Genomic DNA, 18,259 nt, shown 5'->3' with positions numbered 1-18,259 from the left:
GTCGGGGACCCGTCCGCGACCCGCGGGCTCAGCAGGCTTCGGCCCAGGTGCACTCCAGGTCGCCCCGGCCGTGCCGCTGGGCGTCAGGGGCCGGGGCCACGGATCCGCCCCGGTAGTCCGCCGGAGTATCGCCGCTGGTCGGTGCGGTGCGGGAGAACTCGGCCAGGCGCACGGCGATCGCGTCCTGGACGCCGCGCGGAGCCGGTCCCCGGTGCCCGTTGTTGATGATCGCGAAGGCCAGTTCCTCGCCGTCGGCCGCGGTCGCGTAGCCCGACAGGGCGCTGACCCCGGTCAGTGTGCCGGTCTTGGCCCGCACGTTGCCCTCCGCCGGGGTTCCGGCCATCCGGTTGCGCAGCGTCCCGCCGACCATGCGGTCCGAATCCCCGGCGACGGGCAGCGACCTCAGCCAGGCGTCGGCCCACGGCTCATCGCGCACGGCGTCGAGCAGGCTGAGCACCCCCTCGGCGCGGATCAGGTTGCCGCGCGACAGCCCCGAACCGTCGGCCTGGCGCAGCGCGGTGACGTCGGCGCCGATCCGGTCGAGCGCCGGTTTGACCTGGGTGAGCCCGGCCTGCCAGGTGCCCTCGCCACGGGTCTCGGCGCCCATCGCCTTGATCAGGATCTCGCCGTGCCCGTTGTTGGAGAGCTTCATGAACGGGATCAGCAGGTCGCTCAGTTCGGCGGAGTGGCGCACGGCGACCTCGTCGGCGCCGCCGGGGACGGTGCCCCGTCCGACGGTGCCGTGCACCTTGACGCCCGCGTCGGCCAGCGCGTCGGCGAAGACGTGCGCGGCATGGTCGGTGGGTTCGTGCACGGTGCGCAGGGTGGAGTAGGGGGCCCCGCCGAGCGGGAGGGATCCGGTGGCGGTGAACACGTTGCTTCCCGAGGGCCGGCGTACGTCCACGGTGCGCTGGCCGCCGGGTCGGCCGGTGCCCGCCCGGTTGTCCAGCGAGAGGTTGTCGGTCATCGGCTCCAGCGCCACGTCGGCCGGGGCGCCGACGCGGGGGCCGGGGACGGCGGTGACGTTGACGACGCCGGTGTCCAGGTCCTGGTTGGCGGCGACGGTCAGCGCGGAGATCTGCGCGGCGTAGTAGAAGGGCTCGTCGCCGCGCTCCCAGTCGGGGTGCAGGCGGGTGTCGTCGAACCAGGTGTCGTCGGCCAGCAGGTCGCCGGTCACCTCGGCCACGCCGCTGTCGGCGACCTCTGCGGCCAGTTCGGCGAAGGCGTCGACGGTGAGGCCGGGGTCGCCGGTGCCCTCGATGTAGAGGTCGCCGTCGACCGTGCCGTCGGAGGGGTCCTCTCCCGCCCAGACGGTGGTGCGGAAGGTGTACTCGGGGCCGAGGACGTCCATGGCGGCCGCCGCGGTCACCAGCTTCATGTTGGAGGCGGGGATGAGGCGGGTGGCGGCGTCCCTGCCGTAGAGGGTGTCGCCCTCGGACAGACTGCGCACGAGGACGCCGGAGACCGCTCCCGCGAGGGCGGGGTCGTCGAGGATGGCGTCGATGTCCCTGCGGAGGTCGGCGAGTGCGTCGCGGCCGTCCGATGCGGTGTCGGCGGTTGCGGGAACGGTGGTCGACACGACCAGAGCCGCGCTGGTGGCGATGGTGAACAGCAGGGTCCGAGCGTGGGGGATGACCCGTCTGACCGGCATCTGACGCCTTCCTATTCATCTGTGTGCGGTGTCGGGTGGAGCGGGTGGTGCGGCGCCGCTGCCATTTTTCGCTCACGATGGTCCGGGTACGGCGGCAGCGGCGCCCGTGCGTTTCGGATTCGCAATTTACACGCGCCGGTGGCCGTTATAGGGAAACCGCGGGCGCGTGTGGTTCGGTTTTCACGTGTCGCGGCCGGTGAACCCGATATTCCTCGCCGAGTTTCGGTCAGTACAGAAAATGCCCGGCCGTTCTGCCATTCCGCGCCGGGGCGGGCACCCCTCCCGTCTTGTACGAACGGGCCAACCCGCCCTCGGTCCCACTCCGTGGTGGACAAGATCCGAGGCGGCGGCGCGGACTAGCGTCGTCGGCATGACTACGCGTCCGTTCTGGCTGGCCGGGGCTGCTGCCACCGGCGACGATGAGATCACGGTGACCGACCCCTACACCGGGAAGGTCACGGGAACCGTGGCGGTGCCCTCCACCGCCCAGATCGAGCAGGCCGTGGCCGCCGCGGACGCCGTGGCGGCCGAGGCCGCGGCGCTGCCCGCGCACGTCCGCGCCGCAGCCCTCATGCACGTCTCCCGGCGGCTCGCCGAGCGCACCGAGGAGATCGCCGACATCATCACCGCCGAGAGCGGCAAGCCCGTGAAGTGGTCGCGCGGCGAGGTCGGGCGGGCCGTATCGGTGTTCCGCCTGGCCGCCGAGGAGGCCCGCCGCGACAGCGGGGAGCTGCAGCGCCTCGACACCGACCCCGGAGGCACCGGCCGCATCGCGCTGATCCGCCGCGTCCCCAAGGGCCCGGTGCTGGGCATCTCGCCGTTCAACTTCCCGCTGAACCTGGTCGCCCACAAGGTGGCTCCGGCCATCGCCGTCGGCGCGCCCATCATCCTCAAGCCCGCCCCCGCCACCCCGATGACCGCCCTGGTGCTCGGCGAGATCCTGGCCGAGACCGACCTGCCCCGCGGCATGTTCTCCGTGCTGCCGATGCCCAACGAGCGCGCCGCCCCGCTCATCACCGACCCGCGGCTGCCCGTCATCTCCTTCACCGGCGGCCAGTTCGGCTGGGAGCTGCAGCGCCTGGCCCCGCACAAGCACGTCACCCTGGAGCTCGGCGGCAACGCCGCGGCCGTGGTCCTCGCCGACGCCGACCTGGACTGGGCGGCCCGCCGCATCGCCCTGTTCGGCAACAACCAGGCCGGGCAGGTGTGCATCGGCGTGCAGCGGGTCATCGTCGAGGACGCCGTCTACGACGCGTTCGTCGAGCAGCTGGTGCGGCGGGTCGAGGAGCTGCCGACCGGTGACCCGCGCGACCCGGCCACCGAGGTCGGGCCGATGATCGACGAGGCGGCCGCCGAGCGCGTCGCCGGGTGGGTCGAGGAGGCCGTGCGCGGCGGCGCCGAACTGCTCACCGGGGGCGGGCGCGACGGCGTCACCCTGGCCCCCACCGTCCTGGCCGACGCGCCCGCCGACTCCCGGGTGGTGCGCGAGGAGGTGTTCGGCCCCGTGCTGGTGGTGAGCCGCGTCAGCGGTGTGGACGCGGCGTTCGCCGCGGTGAACGACGGTGACTTCGGGCTCCAGGCCGGGGTGTTCACCCGCGACGTGCAGGTGGCGTTCCGGGCGCACCGCGAGCTGGAGGTGGGCGGCGTGGTCATCGGCGACGTGCCGACCTTCCGCGCCGATCAGATGCCCTACGGCGGGGTGAAGAAGTCCGGCGTCGGCAAGGAGGGCGTGCGCCCGGCGATGGAGGACCTCACCTACGAGCGCGTCCTGGTGCTGACCGGCGTCGACCTGTGACGAGTGTCACCCGTCCCGCGCGGTGGTGACCGGCGGGTAACTTGCAGGGGGCGCCAGGGTATCCGCAGGTCGTCCCCGAACTCCCTGGATGGCGGCACGTCCGGAAGCCACGACTTCCGGACGTGCCGCCTTTGCTACTGAGAGTGACTACGGTGGGGGTGGCCTCGCCTGTCCCGCCGTGTCGCGTGCGTACTTACGAGTCCCTTACGGGGCATAGCATCGTGGCGCCGTTACCTGCGGTGTGGCTCACATCGAAGTGGAATGCGAACGCCATCCGGGCGCGGTGGCGTGGACACACTCCGTAAGCGCTCCCACGTGGAAAGGACAAGGATGTCCCCCGACACCATCGGATTCGCGCTCCTCCTGCTCGGAGTGCTTCTCCTGGTCGCCAAGCTCATCCGGGTCAGATGGCGTCTGGCGCAGACGCTGTTCATCCCGAGTTCGATCATCGGTGGCGGCATCGCCCTGATCCTCGGCCCGGACGTGCTGGGGGCCATCGCGTCGTGGCTCGGCACCGACCGCTTCGCCGAGGCCGGGATCTTCACCGAGGACATCCGCGAGGTGTGGTCCAAGCTGCCCGGCCTGCTGATCTCGGTGGTGTTCGCCGGCCTCTTCCTCGGCCACCGCATCCCCAGCGCCCGCGAGGCCGGCCGCATGGCCGGACCGCAGATCATGTTCGGGCTCACCCTGGCCAGCGGCCAGTACGTCATCGGCCTGCTGCTGGCGCTGATCGTGCTCGGACCCGTGTTCGGCCTGCCGCCGCTGACCGGCGCGCTGATCGAGATCGGTTTCGAGGGCGGGCACGGAACCGCCGCCGGCCTGGGCGACACCTTCGCCGACTTCGGCTTCCCCCAGGGCCAGGACCTCGCGCTCGGCATGGCCACCGTCGGCCTGCTCTCCGGCATCATCCTCGGCATCGTCCTGATCAACTGGGGCGTGCGCCGCAACAAGACCGCCGAGCTGAAGAAGTCCGCCACGCCGTCGGTCTCCCAGCAGATGGGCATCGTCGAGCGCGAGAACCGCCGCTCGGCCGCCACGCTGACGGTGCACCCCTCCTCGATCGAACCGCTGGCCCTGCACTTCGGCCTGCTGGCCATCGCCGTGATCGTCGGCCAGGTCATCCTGTCGGCCATGCAGTGGGTCGAGCAGCTGTTCTGGGCCGACACCATCGAGCTCTTCAAGTACGTGCCGCTCTTCCCGATCGCGATGATCGGCGGCATCATCGTCCAGGCCGTCATCGACCGGTTCGACCGGCACCAGGTCGTCGACCAGCAGATGATCGAGCGCATCCAGGGCTTCTCGCTGGACATGCTGATCATCTCCGCCCTGGGCACGCTCTCCCTGCAGGTGCTGGCCGACAACTTCATGCCGTTCCTGCTGCTGGTCGTCTGCGGCCTGGCCTGGTCGGTGGGCGCGTTCCTGTTCCTCGCGCCGCGGATGCTGCCCGACTACTGGTTCGAGCGCGGCATCGGCGACTTCGGCCAGTCCATGGGCGTGACCGCCACCGGCCTGATCCTGATGCGCATCGCCGACCCCGAGCTGCGCACGCCCGCCTACCCCGCCTTCGGCTACAAGCAGCTGGCGCTGGAGCCGTTCTTCGGCGGCGGGCTGGTCACCGCGGCGGCGATCCCGCTGATCGTGGCGTTCGGCCCGATGCCGATGCTGGTCTTCATGGCCGTGCTGCTCGCCGTCTCGCTGGCGTTCGGCCTCATGGTGTTCGGTCGCAGGCGCGGAGCACCCGAAGCGCCCGCACCGGCGGCCAGTACGGATCACTGACCCACACCGTCCCGCCTCCGCCCCGGCGGACCCGGGAGGACGGTCCGGACCCCCGATGGGACCGCGGCCCTCCCGAGCCCCCCGGGGCGGCGTGTCACAGGGACTGGGCGAGCCGGTACAGCCGCCGGGCCTCCGGGCCGAGGCGGGGGCCGTACTGCGTCGTCGGGTCGGTCACGTACTTGAAGCTGATGACCGAGACCAGTGTGCCCACGCCCGTCGCCGGGTCGAAGTCGGCCAGCCAGGGGCCGCCGCTGGACCCCTGGGTCATCACGCAGCGCATCCCGCTGGCGGACGTGCGGCCCCGGTCGGCGCGGGTGGCGCCCGAGCAGTAGTGCAGGTGGGCGCCGCGGTAGTGGCCGGTGGCCGGGTAGCCGAACGAGTAGGTGTGCTCGTGCTGGCGGCCGAAGGCGACGTGCTGCGCCCCCGTCCGGTCCTGGACGTGCACCCCGCCGGAGGTGTCGAGCACCGCCGCGCCGAAGTCGTAGCTCTCGTCGGTCCGCTGTGCCCATTGGCCGGGCACCAGCATCTCGCGGGCGGTGAAGCGGCCGTAGGGCGCCTGCCCGTCGGCGTAGCCCGGCACGAACGTCCAGTTCTGCGCCCACGATCCCGTCCCGTCCTTCAGGCAGTGCGCCGCGGTGAGGACCGTGTCCCGGTTGTCGGCGTGCACCACCGACCCGCTGCAGGTGAAGTCCCGGCCGTCGAGCGTCAGGTAGGCCTTGCCGGTGGTCCGGGTGACCCGGCCGCCGTGGGTCCACCGCTCACCGGTGCTGTCGGCGCGCGGAGCCGGGGCCTGCGGGGCGGCGAGGATGTCGTCGGCGAGCGGGACGAGCGAAACGAACGGCAGCACGTCGTCCAGGAGCCGGTCCAGCGGGACCGCGGCGTCCATCCGCTCGGGCGTCCAGTAGGCGAGGATGTCCGCCCGGGCGAGCGGCCCCCGCTCGGCGGACTGGCGGGCGATCCCGGCCGCGCCGTCGGCGGCGTCCGCGCCGGGTGCGGGGGCGGTGCCACCGGGGGGCTCGGCGGTGCCGACCGCGCCGGCGGGCGCGGCGGCCAGGATCAGGCCGAGCGCCGCGACGGGGCCGAGGACCCGGGGGATGAGGGGCGAGAACATGATCATGAGCATGCCATACACACCGTTATCCCACCCCTACTTCGAGTGGGGGCGGTGGGGGTCGGACGACGAAAAGTGCGCCCCACCCGAAGATGGGGCGCACGTCGCGCCGTCCGGCGTGTCGGAGCGGGATCAGGCGGTGGGCACCGTCAGGCTCGACGGGCTGTCCTCGGGTGAGCTGAAGACCACCCGCTGGCCCACCCGGCTCTCGCTCGTGTAGCGCCTGTCGGCGGTGTCGACCACGAGCGCCAGCCGGTGCCCGGCCGGGACGTCCCACACCACCGGTTCAAGGTCGACGTCGACCGTCACCGGGGTGCCCGGTTCGGCGCCGCGCACCGTGTAGGGCTTGTGCGTGAGCAGCGCGCCCCGCCCATGCCGGTCGATCGCGTACAGGTAGACGAAGAGCGACTGGTCCCGGGCCGTCGGGGCGACGGTGAACCGGGCGTGCGGCGCGCCGCTGACACGGACGCCGTCGGGGTAGGCGGGCCCGGTCCACACGCCCGCGCGCGAGCGGTCCACCAGGGGCAGGCGCACTCCGGTCGGGATGTCGGCGAACTGCTGCAGCGCACCGGAGACGAGCAGGGTGCCGCTGCGGGCGGTGGTGCCGACACCGGCGCGGATGCCGTAGGTCCAGTCGGTCTGCGGCTCGTCCTCCAGGCCGCCCGTGGCCTGCCAGCGCGTCCACGAAGCGCTCGGCTTTCCGAGGTAGAGCGTCGTGGCGTCCGGCGACGCCGACTCCCAGTCCGGATAGCCGGTCCACGGGCCGCGCCCGTTGTTCGGCTTGAGCTGGACGGGGGCCTCGGCGTCGATCCCGTTGTCGACGCCCTTGAGGTGGTGGTCCATCCAGCGGGTCAGCGACTCCCAGGTCTCGTTGGGCAGCCCGGCCGCGCCGAACGCCTCCGGGGTGGCGTGGTCGCCGGGCGAGATCATCATCCGCTTGGCGCCGGTCAGCCGGTCGAACAGCTCGGTCTGCTGCGCGGGCGGGAAGATGCCGTCGTTCCAGGCGTGGGCGATCATGACCGCGGTGCCGTTGGCGTTGAGGGCGTCGGCCCGGTCCAGCACCGAGCGGGCCTGGGCCATGTCGAGTGCCGGCTGGATGTTGCCCCTGCGGTACTCGCGCTCGACCTCCCGCAGGGTGGCGCCGGGGCGGCCGGCGAGCTTGCCGAGGCCCAGCAGCACCTCGACCGCCTGGAAGCTGATCGTCTCGTTGGGGTAGAGGGAGGATTCGAGGTCGGTCCAGCCGCTCATCGCCCCGACGGCCTTGATCCGGTCGTCCTGGGCGGCGGTGAGCATGCTGATGCCCGAGCCGTAGGAGATCCCGGCCATGCCGATCCGGTCGGGGTCGGCATCGGTGTTCTCCAGGCCCCAGTCGATGACCTTGCGGGCGTCGGCGATGTCCTCCGGGCCGGCGACCTCGATCTGGCCGCCGGAGTCCCAGAAGCCGCGCGAGGTGTAGCTGATGACCTGGTACCCGGACTCCTGCGCGAGCTTTCGGCCCGCGCCCACGTAGAGCAGGTTGTTGGTCCCCCACGCCGATGGCATGACCAGCAGCGGGTAGGGGCCCTCGGCGTTGGTCGGGGTGATCACCATCGCCCGGATGCCGACGCCGTCGTGGCCGGGGATGGTGCGGTACTGGACGGTGGACGCGACGGCGGCATCCGCCGTGGCGGGCGGTGCGAATGCGACCACGGTGAGTAATGCGACGAAGGTAGCGGACAGTGCCGCCCACAGTCTCTGCATTGTGCGACCTCGGGAAGTGCGGGGCGATCGGGGGATCGGCAGGCCTGGGGTCGGTCGGGTCGGCCCACCGGGCATCGGGTGGCCGTGACCGCGCCGGTGTTCGGCGGTCGTGGCCCGGGCGCCGGGCGCCCGCTGCGCGTCTCGGGTCGGTGCCGGCCGTCTGCCGTCGGCCGACCCGTGGGTAGGTGAATGCGACGTAGTTGACTGTTAGGTAACTTACGTCGGAGTTAAATTAAGACACGGCGGCCAGTTTTGTAAAGGGCGTGGTCCGCGAACGTGTCGCCCCGGGGACGGAGTGTGTCCGGCCCCGCGTCCCGGCGCAGACGTTCAGCCCCGCGGGTACGGGAGAATGGGACCGTGCGTATCGCGGAACAGCTACTCGCCCAGGACGTCTCCTCCCCACCGCGGCGGGAGGTGATCATCCTCGGGTCCACGGGGTCGATCGGCACCCAGGCCATCGACGTGGTCAATCGCAACCCCGACCGGTTCCGGGTCGTGGGGCTGGCGGCCGGCGGCGGACGCCCGGACCTCCTCGTCGACCAGGCCTGCGCGCTCGGCGTCGAGGTCGTGGCCGTGGCCGACCCCGACGCGGCCGCCGACCTGAGCCGGCGGCTGCGCGAGCGCGGCCACCCCGCCAAGGTCCTCGCCGGGGCCGAGGGGGTCGCCGAACTCGCCGCATGGCCGTGCGACGTCGTGCTCAACGGCATCACCGGGGCGCTGGGCCTGGAGTCCACCCTGGCCGCGCTGCGCGCCGGGAGCCTCCTCGCCCTGGCCAACAAGGAGTCGCTGATCATCGGCGGCCCGCTGGTGCGGGCCGTGGCCCAACCCGGCCAGATCGTCCCCGTCGACTCCGAGCACTTCGCGCTCGCCCAGTGCTACCCCCGGGCCCTCGGCGACGAGCTGACCAGCCTGGCCATGGGCCAGGTGCACGCCCCGACGGCGGAGGTGCGCAAACTCGTCATCACCGCCAGCGGCGGTCCCTTCCGCGGCCGGTCGCGCGCCGAACTCGGCGCGGTCACCCCCGCGGAGGCGCTGGACCACCCCACGTGGAGCATGGGACCGGTCATCACCGTGAACTCGGCAACGCTGGTCAACAAGGGCCTGGAGGTCATCGAGGCGCACCTGCTCTTCGACGTCCCGCTGGCCAAGGTCGAGGTGGTGGTGCACCCGCAGTCGGTGATCCACTCCATGGTCGAATACACCGACGGCTCCACCCTGGCCCAGGCCAGCCCGCCCAGCATGTGCATCCCCATCGCCTACGGCATCGGCTGGCCGCACCGCGTCGACGCCGCCGCCCCGGCCGTCGACTGGACCGCCGCGCACACCTGGACCTTCGAACCCCTGGACGGCGAGGCGTTCCCCGCGGTCGATCTGGCCTGCGAGGTCGGCGCCGCCGGGGGCACCGCCCCCGCCGTGTACAACGCGGCCAACGAGGAGGCGGTCGACGCGTTTCTCGCCGGGAGGCTGGCATTTCCCGCGATCGTGGACACCATCGCCCAGGTAGTCTCAGAGCACCAGCAGCCGGACACCGGCTCCACTCTCACGTTGGCCGATGTCTACGCGGCTGATGCGTGGGCCCGCGACCGGGCCCGGGAGCTGATCTCCCGGTCCGCATGACGAGAGGCATGGAAGGTCTATGGTCACGCTTCTGACCACGCTCGGGATCATCCTCTTCTTCCTCGGGCTCCTGTTCTCCATCGCCTGGCACGAGCTCGGGCACCTCGGCACCGCGAAGATGTTCGGCATCCGGTGCACCCAGTACATGGTCGGCTTCGGCAAGACCCTCTGGTCGAGGAAGTGGGGCGACACCGAGTACGGCGTGAAGCTGATCCCCCTCGGCGGCTACGTCCGGATGGTGGGGATGATCCCCCCGGCCGCCGAGCGGCGCGACACCTCCGGCAAGCCGATGTCGCGCTGGCGGGCGATGATCGAGGACGCCCGCGAGGCCAACCACGTCGAGATCCGGCCCGGTGACGAGGACCGCCTCTTCTACCAGCGGGCGCCGTGGAAGCGGCTGATCGTCATGGTGGCCGGCCCGGCGATGAACCTGATCCTCGCGGTCATCCTGTTCTCGATCGTGCTCATGGGCATCGGTGTCATGCAGCCCACCACGACCGTCGGCTCCGTCAGCGAGTGCGTCGTCCCCGCAGACGCCACGTCGACGGAGTGCCCGGCGGACGCCACGCCGAGCCCGGCCGCCGCGGCCGGGTTCCGGCCCGGCGACGAGATCGTCCGGGTCGACGGCGAGCCCACGCCCACCTGGGCGGCGGCCAACCTGGCCATCCGCGACGCGATCGGGCCGACCGAGATCGAGGTCCGGCGCGACGGCGAGATCCACACGCTCACGCCCGACCTCATCGAGAACCAGGTCGTGGCGCGCGACGCCGACGGCGACATCGTCTACAAGACCGACGCCGACGGGAACCCGGTCAAGGACGACCGGGGTATACAGGTCCCCGAGCTGCAGACCGCCGGATTCCTCGGTATCACCTTCGACCGCGAGCGCCAGGCGATGGGGCCGGGCGAGAGCGCCGCCTACATGGGCGACATGGTCGTCGGTGTCGGCAAGGCGATCATCGCGCTGCCGTCCAAGGTCGACGACGTGTTCCGGGCCGCCTTCCTCGGTGAGCAGCGCACCATCGACTCCCCGGTCGGCATCGTGGGCGCCTCGCGCATCGGCGGGGAGATCCTCTCCCAGCCGATCCCGCTCGTCGAGCGCACCGCCTTCCTGCTGAACATGCTGGCCGGCGTCAACCTGTTCCTGTTCGCCTTCAACATGCTGCCGATCCTGCCGCTGGACGGCGGCCACATCGTGGGGGCGATGTGGGAGTCGCTGCGCCGCAACCTCGCGCGGCTCTTCCGCCGCCCCGACCCCGGGCCGTTCGACGTCGCCCAGCTCATGCCGGTGGCCTACATCGTCGTGGTGTGCTTCATCGCGTTCAGCCTGATGCTGCTCGTCGCCGATGTGGTGAACCCGGTCCGCCTGGTCCAGTGACGCCGGGCGCGGGCGAGGTGCGGGCGTGAGAAGACACAGGACGCAGACGTCTCATCACCCGTTGTTTCGCCCACATTCGGCGCACTGTCCCACGCAGGGCCGGTAATCTGGCATACGCGGACGCAGGCACGCGAGGTCCCTTCCGCGTCCGCCCGAGGCGCCGCGCGCGTGCCAGGACGGTACGTCGGTGCCTCCCGGTACCGTGGTGCCTCGTCGGCCCCCGCGTACCGCCAGGTGCCCAAGTGCCCCTAGGTACTCATGACTTCGTCAAGCGACGCCGCCGGCCGACTCCGGTGGCCGAGGAGTGAGACTGCGTGACCATCGATCTCGGAATGCCCTCAGCGCCCCCGCGCCCGCTCGCGACCCGGCGCCGATCGAGGCAGATCATGGTCGGAAACGTGCCCGTGGGCGGCGACGCGCCGGTGTCCGTCCAGTCGATGACGACGACGGTGACCGCGGACATCAACTCCACGCTGCAGCAGATCGCCGAGCTCACCGCCTCCGGCTGCCAGATCGTGCGGGTCGCGGTGCCCAGCGCCGACGACGCCGAGGCACTGCCGATCATCGCGAAGAAGTCGCAGATCCCGGTGATCGCCGACATCCACTTCCAGCCCAAGTACGTCTTCGCCGCGATCGACGCGGGCTGCGCGGCGGTGCGCGTCAACCCGGGCAACATCAAGAAGTTCGACGACAAGGTCGGCGAGATCGCCAAGGCGGCGAGCGACGCGGGTGTGCCGATCCGCATCGGCGTCAACGCCGGGTCGCTGGACAAGCGCCTGATGGCCAAGTACGGCAAGGCCACCCCCGAGGCGCTGGTGGAGTCGGCGCTGTGGGAGTGCTCGCTGTTCGAGGAGCACGGCTTCCGCGACATCAAGATCTCGGTCAAGCACAACGACCCGGTCGTGATGATCAACGCCTACCGCCTGCTCGCCGAGCAGTGCGACTACCCGCTGCACTTGGGCGTCACCGAGGCCGGCCCGGCCTTCCAGGGCACGATCAAGTCCTCGGTGGCCTTCGGAGCGCTTCTCGCCGAGGGCATCGGCGACACGATCCGGGTGTCGCTGTCGGCGCCTCCGGCCGAGGAGGTCAAGGTCGGCAACCAGATCCTGGAGTCGCTCGGCCTGCGTGAGCGCGGCCTGGAGATCGTCTCCTGCCCGAGCTGCGGCCGCGCCCAGGTCGACGTCTACACGCTGGCCGACGAGGTCACCGCCGGCCTGGAGGGCATGGACGTGCCGCTGCGGGTGGCCGTCATGGGCTGCGTCGTCAACGGGCCGGGCGAGGCGCGCGACGCCGACCTCGGTGTGGCCTCGGGCAACGGCAAGGGCCAGATCTTCGTCAAGGGCGAGGTCATCAAGACCGTCCCCGAGTCCAAGATCGTGGAGACGCTGATCGAGGAGGCCATGCGGCTGGCCGAGGAGATGAAGGACTCCGGCGCGGAGTCGGGCGAACCCAGCGTCTCGGTGGCCGACTGACCGAGTTCCCGGTGTCGCGGACACCGCACCCGACCCCACGAACGGGCGGAGAGCCGACGGCTCCCCGCCCGTTCGTGCTACTTCCCGAAGGTGAAAGGGTCGAGCAGGTCCACGCCGGGTCGACGGACGTCCTTGGTGTTGCGGGTCACGAGCGTCAGTCCGTGCACCTTTGCCGTCGCCGCCGACAGGCCGTCGATCACGGGCAGAGGGTCGGGAACGCTCAGGCGCCCCCACTCCTCGGTTATGTCCGCGGTGATCGGGAGCACACGGTCGGAGTAGGAGACACAGAAATTTACCACCTCGCGTTCTGGTGTGGGGTGATGTCGATCATGACGTCCGCGCCACAGGCAAATGTGACATCACGCACAATTGCGTGCGTTTCATTGCGCGTGGGGGCAACGTTTGCAGGGTGTTCACCTTGATCCTGCAAAGGATGATGGTTCTGTTGCCCAGGTAACACGGGTACCGTTGCAACGGTGCTTTTCCGGCATATCGGTACATGTGTGGCGCATGATGCCGACCTTCCCGTGTCGCCGGAGGCGCTCTCCCGTACATCCACGTGCGTCCGTACGTCGTCGTGCACGCCGTGCGTTCCCTCCGACACCCCCCGAGGAGCATGCAGTTGGTCGAGGACACCGCGCAGAAACAAGCCGCAGCCCCGGCTCCGACCGGGATCGGTACGCGCATCAAGCGGTGCAAGCCGGTGGAGCGGCTGGTCGACGAGACCGGCCAGGGCCAGGGCGGCAGCCTGAGGCGGTCGATGGGACTGGCGCAGCTGACGATGATCAGCATCGGCGCCACCCTGGGCACCGGCATCTTCGTCGTGCTCGGCGAGGCAGTGCCGGTCGCCGGGCCGGCCGTCATCCTGGCGTTCGTGATCGCGGGCATCACCGCGCTCTTCTCCGCGCTCGCCTACGCCGAGCTCGCCGGGATGATCCCGGCCTCCGGCTCGGCCTACTCCTACTCGTACGCCACCATGGGCGAGCTCGTCGCCTGGGTGTGCGGCTGGTGTCTGATGCTCACCTACGGGGTGTCGGTGGCCGCCGTCGCCGTGGGCTGGGGTGAGTACATCAACCAGCTCCTCTTCCTCGTCACCGGCATCAGCCTGCCGGAAGGCCTCACGCAGCCGCCGGGCGCCGAGGGCGGGATCATCAACATCCCCGCGGCCGTGGTGGTCGTGCTGGCGATGGCCGCGCTGCTGGTCGGCATCCGCGAGAGCGCGTGGCTGAACAGCGTCATGGTCGTCATCAAGCTCGGCGTGCTGGTCATGTTCGTGGCCATCGCCATCACCGCCGTGCAGGACGGCAACTTCGCCCCCTTCATGCCGCTGGGCATGGCGGGCGTGAGTGCCGCCGGCGCCACCCTGTTCTTCTCCTATATCGGGTTCGACGCCGCCTCCACCGCCGGTGAGGAGGCCAAGAACCCGCAGCGGGACCTCCCGCGCGCGATCATGCTCTCGATGATCATCGTGACCGCGCTGTACTGCCTGGTCGCCTTCGCCGCCGTGGGCGCGGTGCCGTGGGGCATCTTCGGCGAGACCGAGGCCACCCTGGCCCAGATCCTCACCGAGGTCACCGGCACCCCGATCTGGTCGGTCGTCTTCGCGGCCGGCGCGGTCATCGCGATCGCCAGCGTCGTGCTGGTCGTGCTCTACGGCCAGACCCGCATCCTGTTCGCGATGTCCCGCGACGGCCTCATCCCGAAGATCTTCTCCAAGGTCGACGCCAACGGCACCCCGCGGTGGAACACCATCATCATCACCGCGTTCATCGCCGTGCTCGCCGCCCTGGTCCCGCTCGGCCACCTGGCCGACGCCACCAGCATCGGCACCCTGTTCGCCTTCGCGCTGGTCAACGTGGCCGTGCTGGTGCTGCGCCGGAACCGCCCGGAGCTGCCCCGCAACTTCCGGGTGCCCTTCGCCCCGCTCACCCCGGTACTGGGCGTGCTGTCCTGCGCCTACCTGATGCTGAGCATGGGCGTGGCCACCTGGGTCACCTTCGGTCTCTGGCTGGCCGCCGGCCTGGTGATCTACTTCGGCTACAGCATGCGCAACTCCCGGCTGGAGGCGGAGGCCACCGCCGCCCCCGCGGAGCAGCGCCCCTAGGGCGTGTTTGACGGATCATTCCCGGCTCGCGGCCACCGGAACGACGCTCGCTGCGCCGCTCCACTCGTGAAGCCGACCTGGATTGACTTCGTGAAGCGGCTTGCGAGCGCCGCCCCGGACGGCCGCTCGCTCACCGGAAAGCATCCGCCAAACACGCCCCAGGGCGTGAGCCGGCGACGCGGGGGTGGTGCCGACGGTCCGACCGTCGGCACCACCCCCGCTCCCGTTTCGTCCGTGATTTCCCACGAGTCGTCAACGATTCGCTTGAGCGTTCCGGAACAACGCAATGAATATCCAGGTGGAGCGCAATATTCTGGCCGGGCATTGCGTCTACAGTGGATCGGGCGGCCGGCCACCGCGGATCGGCCCGCCGTCGACGGGAACGATGGGAGGACCCCCATGACCAGGCTTGCGAACCCGACCGGTGCCGGTGCCACCGACCCGGGAGCGGTGCTGCGCGTCGCCCTGGACCAGGGCACCGGCACCAGCGGTGACGTCGACAGCGCCCTGCGGCGGCTGGAGGGCCGCGCCCACGCGGCCGCCGCGGCCGGAGCCCGACTCATGGTCGGCCCCGAGATGTCCATGACCGGCTACAACATCGGCGACGGCATCGCCCGCCTGGCCGAGGGCGCCGACGGACCGCTGCACACCGAGGTCGCCCGGATCGCCGCACAGAGCGGCATCGCCCTCCTCTACGGGTATCCCGAGCGCGACGGCGATCGGGTGTACAACACGGTGCGCCTGGTCGACCCCTCCGGCGCCGTGCTCGCGGAGTACCGCAAGAACCACCTCTTCGGCGACCTCGACCGCGCCGCCTTCGCCCCGGGCGGCCGACCGGTCGTCCAGGCCACCCTCGACGGTGTCCGCCTCGGCCTGCTCATCTGCTACGACGTCGAGTTCCCCGAGATCGTCCGGGCCCACGCGCTGGCCGGCACCGAACTGCTGCTGGTGCCCACCGCGCTGATGCTCCCGCACACCGGCGTGGCCACCACGATCGTCCCGGCCCGCGCGCTGGAGAACGGGCTCTTCGTCGCCTACGTCAACCGCTGCGACCGCGAGGGCGAGTTGGACTACTGCGGGCTGAGCTGCCTGGTCGGGCCGGACGGCGGCGAGGTTCTGCGCGCCGGGGCCGACGAGCGGCTGCTGGTGGCCGACGTCGACACCGCCGTGCTGCGGGCGGCCCGCGCCGCCACCCCCTACCTCGACGACCGCCGACCCGAGCTGTACTCGGCCCTCACCGCCCCCTGACCCGGGCCACCGGCCGCGCTCCCGCGGTCGACGCCATCCGACACCCCGCGCCGCTCATCCGCTGACCGCGCCCACCTGGAGGAACCACCCCCATGACGTCCGCTGTGCCCACCGCCGTGCCCAACACCGAGGCATCGGAGTCCGCCGCCGCGTCGTCGCAGGCGCCGCTGAACATGTGCGGCCCCGACTTCCCGTTCGCCTATGACGAGTTCCTGGCGCACCCCGCCGGCCTCGGCTCCGTCCCCGCCGAGCACCACGGCACCGAAGTGGCCGTCATCGGCGGCGGCCTGTCGGGCATCGTGGCCGCCTACGAGCTGATGAAGATGGGCCTCAAGCCGGTCGTCTACGAGGCCGACCGGATCGGCGGGCGGCTGCGCACCGAGCGCTTCCCGTCGGTCCCCGACTCCGCCGAGAACGTCGTGGCCGAGATGGGCGCCATGCGCTTCCCGCCGTCCTCGACCACCTTCTTCCACTACGTCGACAAGATGGGCCTGGGCACCACCCCGTTCCCCAACCCGCTGGCCCCCGACACCCCCAGCACCGTCATCGACCTCAAGGGCGAGTCGCACTACGCCCGCACCACCGACGACCTCCCCGAGGTCTACGGTGCGGTCGCCCGCGCCTGGAACGACACCCTGGAGCGGGGCGCCCGGCACACCGAGATGCAGCAGGCCATCCGCGACCGCGACGTCGCCCGGATGAAGGAGATCTGGAACGGGCTCGTCGCGGAGCTGGACAACCAGACCTTCTACGGCTTCCTCTGCGACTCCCCGGAGTTCTCCTCCTTCCGCTACCGGGAGATCTTCGGCCAGGTGGGCTTCGGCACCGGCGGCTGGGACACCGACTTCCCCAACTCGATCCTGGAGATCCTGCGCGTCACCTACACCGGCGCCGACGACGACCACCTCAGCATCGTCGGCGGTTGCCAGCAGCTCCCGCAGCGGCTGTGGGAGGACGCGCCGGCCAAGCTGGTCCACTGGCCCACCGGCACCAGCCTCTCCTCGCTGCACGACGGCCGACCCCGGCCGGCCGTCACCGGGCTGCGCCGCACCGCGGCCCCGGGCGGGGGACCGGGCAACATCACCGTCACCGACGCCTCCGGTTCGATCCGCACCTACCCGGCCGCCGTCTTCACCGCACAGAGCTGGATGCTGCTCAGCAAGATCGAGTGCGACGAGGGACTCCTGCCCATCGACCACTGGACCGCGATCGAGCGCACCCACTACATGGAGTCCTCCAAGCTGTTCGTGCCCGTGGACCGCCCGTTCTGGCGCGACGTCGACCCCGCCACCGGGCGCGAGACCATGAGCATGACGCTCACCGACCGGATGACCCGCGGCACCTACCTGCTGGACGGTGACGGGGACGGCCCCGCCGCCATCTGCCTGTCCTACACCTGGTGCGACGACTCGCTGAAGTGGCTGCCGCTGTCGGCCAACGAGCGCATGGAGGTCATGCTCAACTCGCTGGCCAAGGTCTACCCGGACGTGGACATCCGCTCGCACATCATCGGCGACCCCGTCACCGTCTCCTGGGAGGACGAGCCCTACTTCATGGGCGCGTTCAAGGCCAACCTGCCCGGCCACTACCGCTACCAGCGCCGCCTGTTCACCCACTTCAAGCAGGACCGGCTGGAGGAGCACCACCGCGGCCTCTTCCTCGCGGGCGACGACATCTCCTGGACCGCGGGGTGGGCCGAAGGCGCCGTGCAGACCGCGCTGAACGCCGTGTGGGGCGTGATGACCCACTTCGGCGGCTCCACCGACCCCCTCAACCCGGGACCGGGCGACCGCTACGACGACGTCGCGCCGGTCGAGCTCCCCGAGGACTGAGCCGAGGGCCGACCGCCCGCCGACGGGCGGTCGGCCGACCCGCTCAGCATCGACTGGTCCACCAGCCGGGACAGCACCAGCGTGCTCTTGGTCCGCACCACGAACGGCTCGGCGCAGATGCGCTCGATGGTCTCCTCCAGGTGCTGCATGTCCCTGGCCCGGACCTGGACCATGGCGTCGGCCTCACCCGTCACGGTGCAGGCCGACGTCACCTCGGCGTACCCGGTCAGCCCGGCCTTGATCTCGGCCGGCGACGTGCGGGGGCGGCAGTACACCTCGATGAACGCCTCGGTGGTCCAGCCGATGGCGGCGGGCTCCAGGATCACGGTGAAGCCGCGCACGGCACCCGACTCCACCAGCCGGTCCAGCCGCCGCTTCACCGCCGACGCGGAGAGCCCCACGGCCGCGCCGATATCGGCGAAACTGGTCCGCGCGTCGGCGCCGAGAATGGCGATGATCCGCTCGTCGACGCGATCCAAACGCAATGTGGCTCCCTCGCTCCGCAGGTCGGAGAACGATGTTATCGAGCCATCAC

The 18,259-nt window shown here is 71.1% G+C and carries 13 protein-coding genes; 8 read left to right on the top strand and 5 right to left on the bottom strand.

Annotated elements, in window-relative coordinates:
• Nucleotides 1-28: 28 nt before the first annotated feature.
• Nucleotides 29-1,651, bottom strand: a complete 1,623-nt coding sequence (gene dacB / locus HNR23_RS15155; protein ID WP_184076190.1) for a D-alanyl-D-alanine carboxypeptidase/D-alanyl-D-alanine endopeptidase — start codon at nt 1,649-1,651, stop codon at nt 29-31.
• A 370-nt stretch (nt 1,652-2,021) separates the two neighbouring features.
• Between dacB and HNR23_RS15150 the strand changes: the two genes are divergently transcribed.
• Complete coding sequence (locus HNR23_RS15150) at nt 2,022-3,446, top strand: aldehyde dehydrogenase family protein (RefSeq protein ID WP_184076189.1); 1,425 nt, start codon at nt 2,022-2,024, stop codon at nt 3,444-3,446.
• Between the two features lie 330 nt (nt 3,447-3,776).
• Nucleotides 3,777-5,222, top strand: a complete 1,446-nt coding sequence (locus tag HNR23_RS15145) for a sodium/glutamate symporter (protein ID WP_184076188.1) — start codon at nt 3,777-3,779, stop codon at nt 5,220-5,222.
• Between the two features lie 94 nt (nt 5,223-5,316).
• On the opposite strand, the gene HNR23_RS15140 is transcribed toward HNR23_RS15145, so the two are convergent.
• Entirely contained in the window at nt 5,317-6,345 is a 1,029-nt protein-coding gene (locus tag HNR23_RS15140) for a trypsin-like serine peptidase (protein WP_246421771.1), read from the bottom strand.
• A 120-nt stretch (nt 6,346-6,465) separates the two neighbouring features.
• Nucleotides 6,466-8,073: a CocE/NonD family hydrolase gene (locus HNR23_RS15135; protein WP_184076187.1), complete on the bottom strand. Its 1,608-nt coding sequence runs from the start codon at nt 8,071-8,073 to the stop codon at nt 6,466-6,468.
• 417 nt (nt 8,074-8,490) lie between these two features.
• Here HNR23_RS15135 and dxr point away from each other — a divergent pair, with 417 nt between their 5' ends.
• The 3 genes from dxr (at nt 8,491) to ispG (ending at nt 12,540) form a co-directional block, all read left to right on the top strand.
• The gene (gene dxr, locus HNR23_RS15130; protein WP_184080365.1) at nt 8,491-9,690 is read left to right on the top strand and encodes a 1-deoxy-D-xylulose-5-phosphate reductoisomerase; all 1,200 of its coding nucleotides are present in this window, start codon (nt 8,491-8,493) and stop codon (nt 9,688-9,690) included.
• Nucleotides 9,691-9,709: 19 nt separating this feature from the next.
• Nucleotides 9,710-11,068, top strand: coding sequence for a M50 family metallopeptidase (locus HNR23_RS15125; protein WP_184076186.1), 1,359 nt, complete (start codon nt 9,710-9,712; stop codon nt 11,066-11,068).
• A 314-nt stretch (nt 11,069-11,382) separates the two neighbouring features.
• Nucleotides 11,383-12,540: a flavodoxin-dependent (E)-4-hydroxy-3-methylbut-2-enyl-diphosphate synthase gene (ispG, locus tag HNR23_RS15120; protein ID WP_184076185.1), complete on the top strand. Its 1,158-nt coding sequence runs from the start codon at nt 11,383-11,385 to the stop codon at nt 12,538-12,540.
• 77 nt (nt 12,541-12,617) lie between these two features.
• Here the strand turns inward: ispG and HNR23_RS15115 are convergent, their stop codons facing one another.
• Nucleotides 12,618-12,887, bottom strand: a complete 270-nt coding sequence (locus HNR23_RS15115) for a PIN domain-containing protein (protein WP_221308697.1) — start codon at nt 12,885-12,887, stop codon at nt 12,618-12,620.
• A gap of 269 nt (nt 12,888-13,156) precedes the next feature.
• Between HNR23_RS15115 and HNR23_RS15110 the strand changes: the two genes are divergently transcribed.
• From HNR23_RS15110 to HNR23_RS15100, 3 genes are all read left to right on the top strand, one after another.
• Nucleotides 13,157-14,644, top strand: a complete 1,488-nt coding sequence (locus HNR23_RS15110) for an amino acid permease (protein ID WP_184076184.1) — start codon at nt 13,157-13,159, stop codon at nt 14,642-14,644.
• Between the two features lie 399 nt (nt 14,645-15,043).
• A complete protein-coding gene (locus tag HNR23_RS15105; RefSeq protein ID WP_184076183.1) occupies nt 15,044-15,892 on the top strand; it encodes a carbon-nitrogen hydrolase family protein in 849 nt (282 codons plus the stop codon).
• Between the two features lie 92 nt (nt 15,893-15,984).
• Complete coding sequence (locus HNR23_RS15100) at nt 15,985-17,724, top strand: flavin monoamine oxidase family protein (protein WP_184076182.1); 1,740 nt, start codon at nt 15,985-15,987, stop codon at nt 17,722-17,724.
• Here HNR23_RS15100 and HNR23_RS15095 read toward each other — a convergent pair.
• Nucleotides 17,685-18,209 (bottom strand): Lrp/AsnC family transcriptional regulator, encoded by a 525-nt coding sequence (locus HNR23_RS15095; RefSeq protein WP_184076181.1) that lies wholly within the window; start codon nt 18,207-18,209, stop codon nt 17,685-17,687. The genes HNR23_RS15100 and HNR23_RS15095 overlap by 40 nt on opposite strands.
• Nucleotides 18,210-18,259 lie beyond the last annotated feature (50 nt).

Origin of the sequence: Nocardiopsis mwathae (genome assembly GCF_014201195.1) — a bacterium.
Classification (GTDB): domain Bacteria; phylum Actinomycetota; class Actinomycetes; order Streptosporangiales; family Streptosporangiaceae; genus Nocardiopsis_C; species Nocardiopsis_C mwathae.
The sequence above is the reverse complement of the archived record's forward strand: the minus strand, read 5'-3'. Positions and strand labels throughout refer to the sequence as shown.

Bases quoted from the DNA above. Each gene is read 5' to 3' on its own strand.
- dacB (WP_184076190.1), bottom strand. From the start codon at position 1,651: ATGCCGGTCAGACGGGTCATCCCCCACGCTCGGACCCTGCTGTTCACC.
- HNR23_RS15150 (WP_184076189.1), top strand. From the start codon at position 2,022: ATGACTACGCGTCCGTTCTGGCTGGCCGGGGCTGCTGCCACCGGCGAC.
- HNR23_RS15145 (WP_184076188.1), top strand. From the start codon at position 3,777: ATGTCCCCCGACACCATCGGATTCGCGCTCCTCCTGCTCGGAGTGCTT.
- HNR23_RS15140 (WP_246421771.1), bottom strand. From the start codon at position 6,345: ATGCTCATGATCATGTTCTCGCCCCTCATCCCCCGGGTCCTCGGCCCC.
- HNR23_RS15135 (WP_184076187.1), bottom strand. From the start codon at position 8,073: ATGCAGAGACTGTGGGCGGCACTGTCCGCTACCTTCGTCGCATTACTC.
- HNR23_RS15125 (WP_184076186.1), top strand. From the start codon at position 9,710: ATGGTCACGCTTCTGACCACGCTCGGGATCATCCTCTTCTTCCTCGGG.
- HNR23_RS15110 (WP_184076184.1), top strand. From the start codon at position 13,157: ATGCAGTTGGTCGAGGACACCGCGCAGAAACAAGCCGCAGCCCCGGCT.
- HNR23_RS15105 (WP_184076183.1), top strand. From the start codon at position 15,044: ATGACCAGGCTTGCGAACCCGACCGGTGCCGGTGCCACCGACCCGGGA.
- HNR23_RS15100 (WP_184076182.1), top strand. From the start codon at position 15,985: ATGACGTCCGCTGTGCCCACCGCCGTGCCCAACACCGAGGCATCGGAG.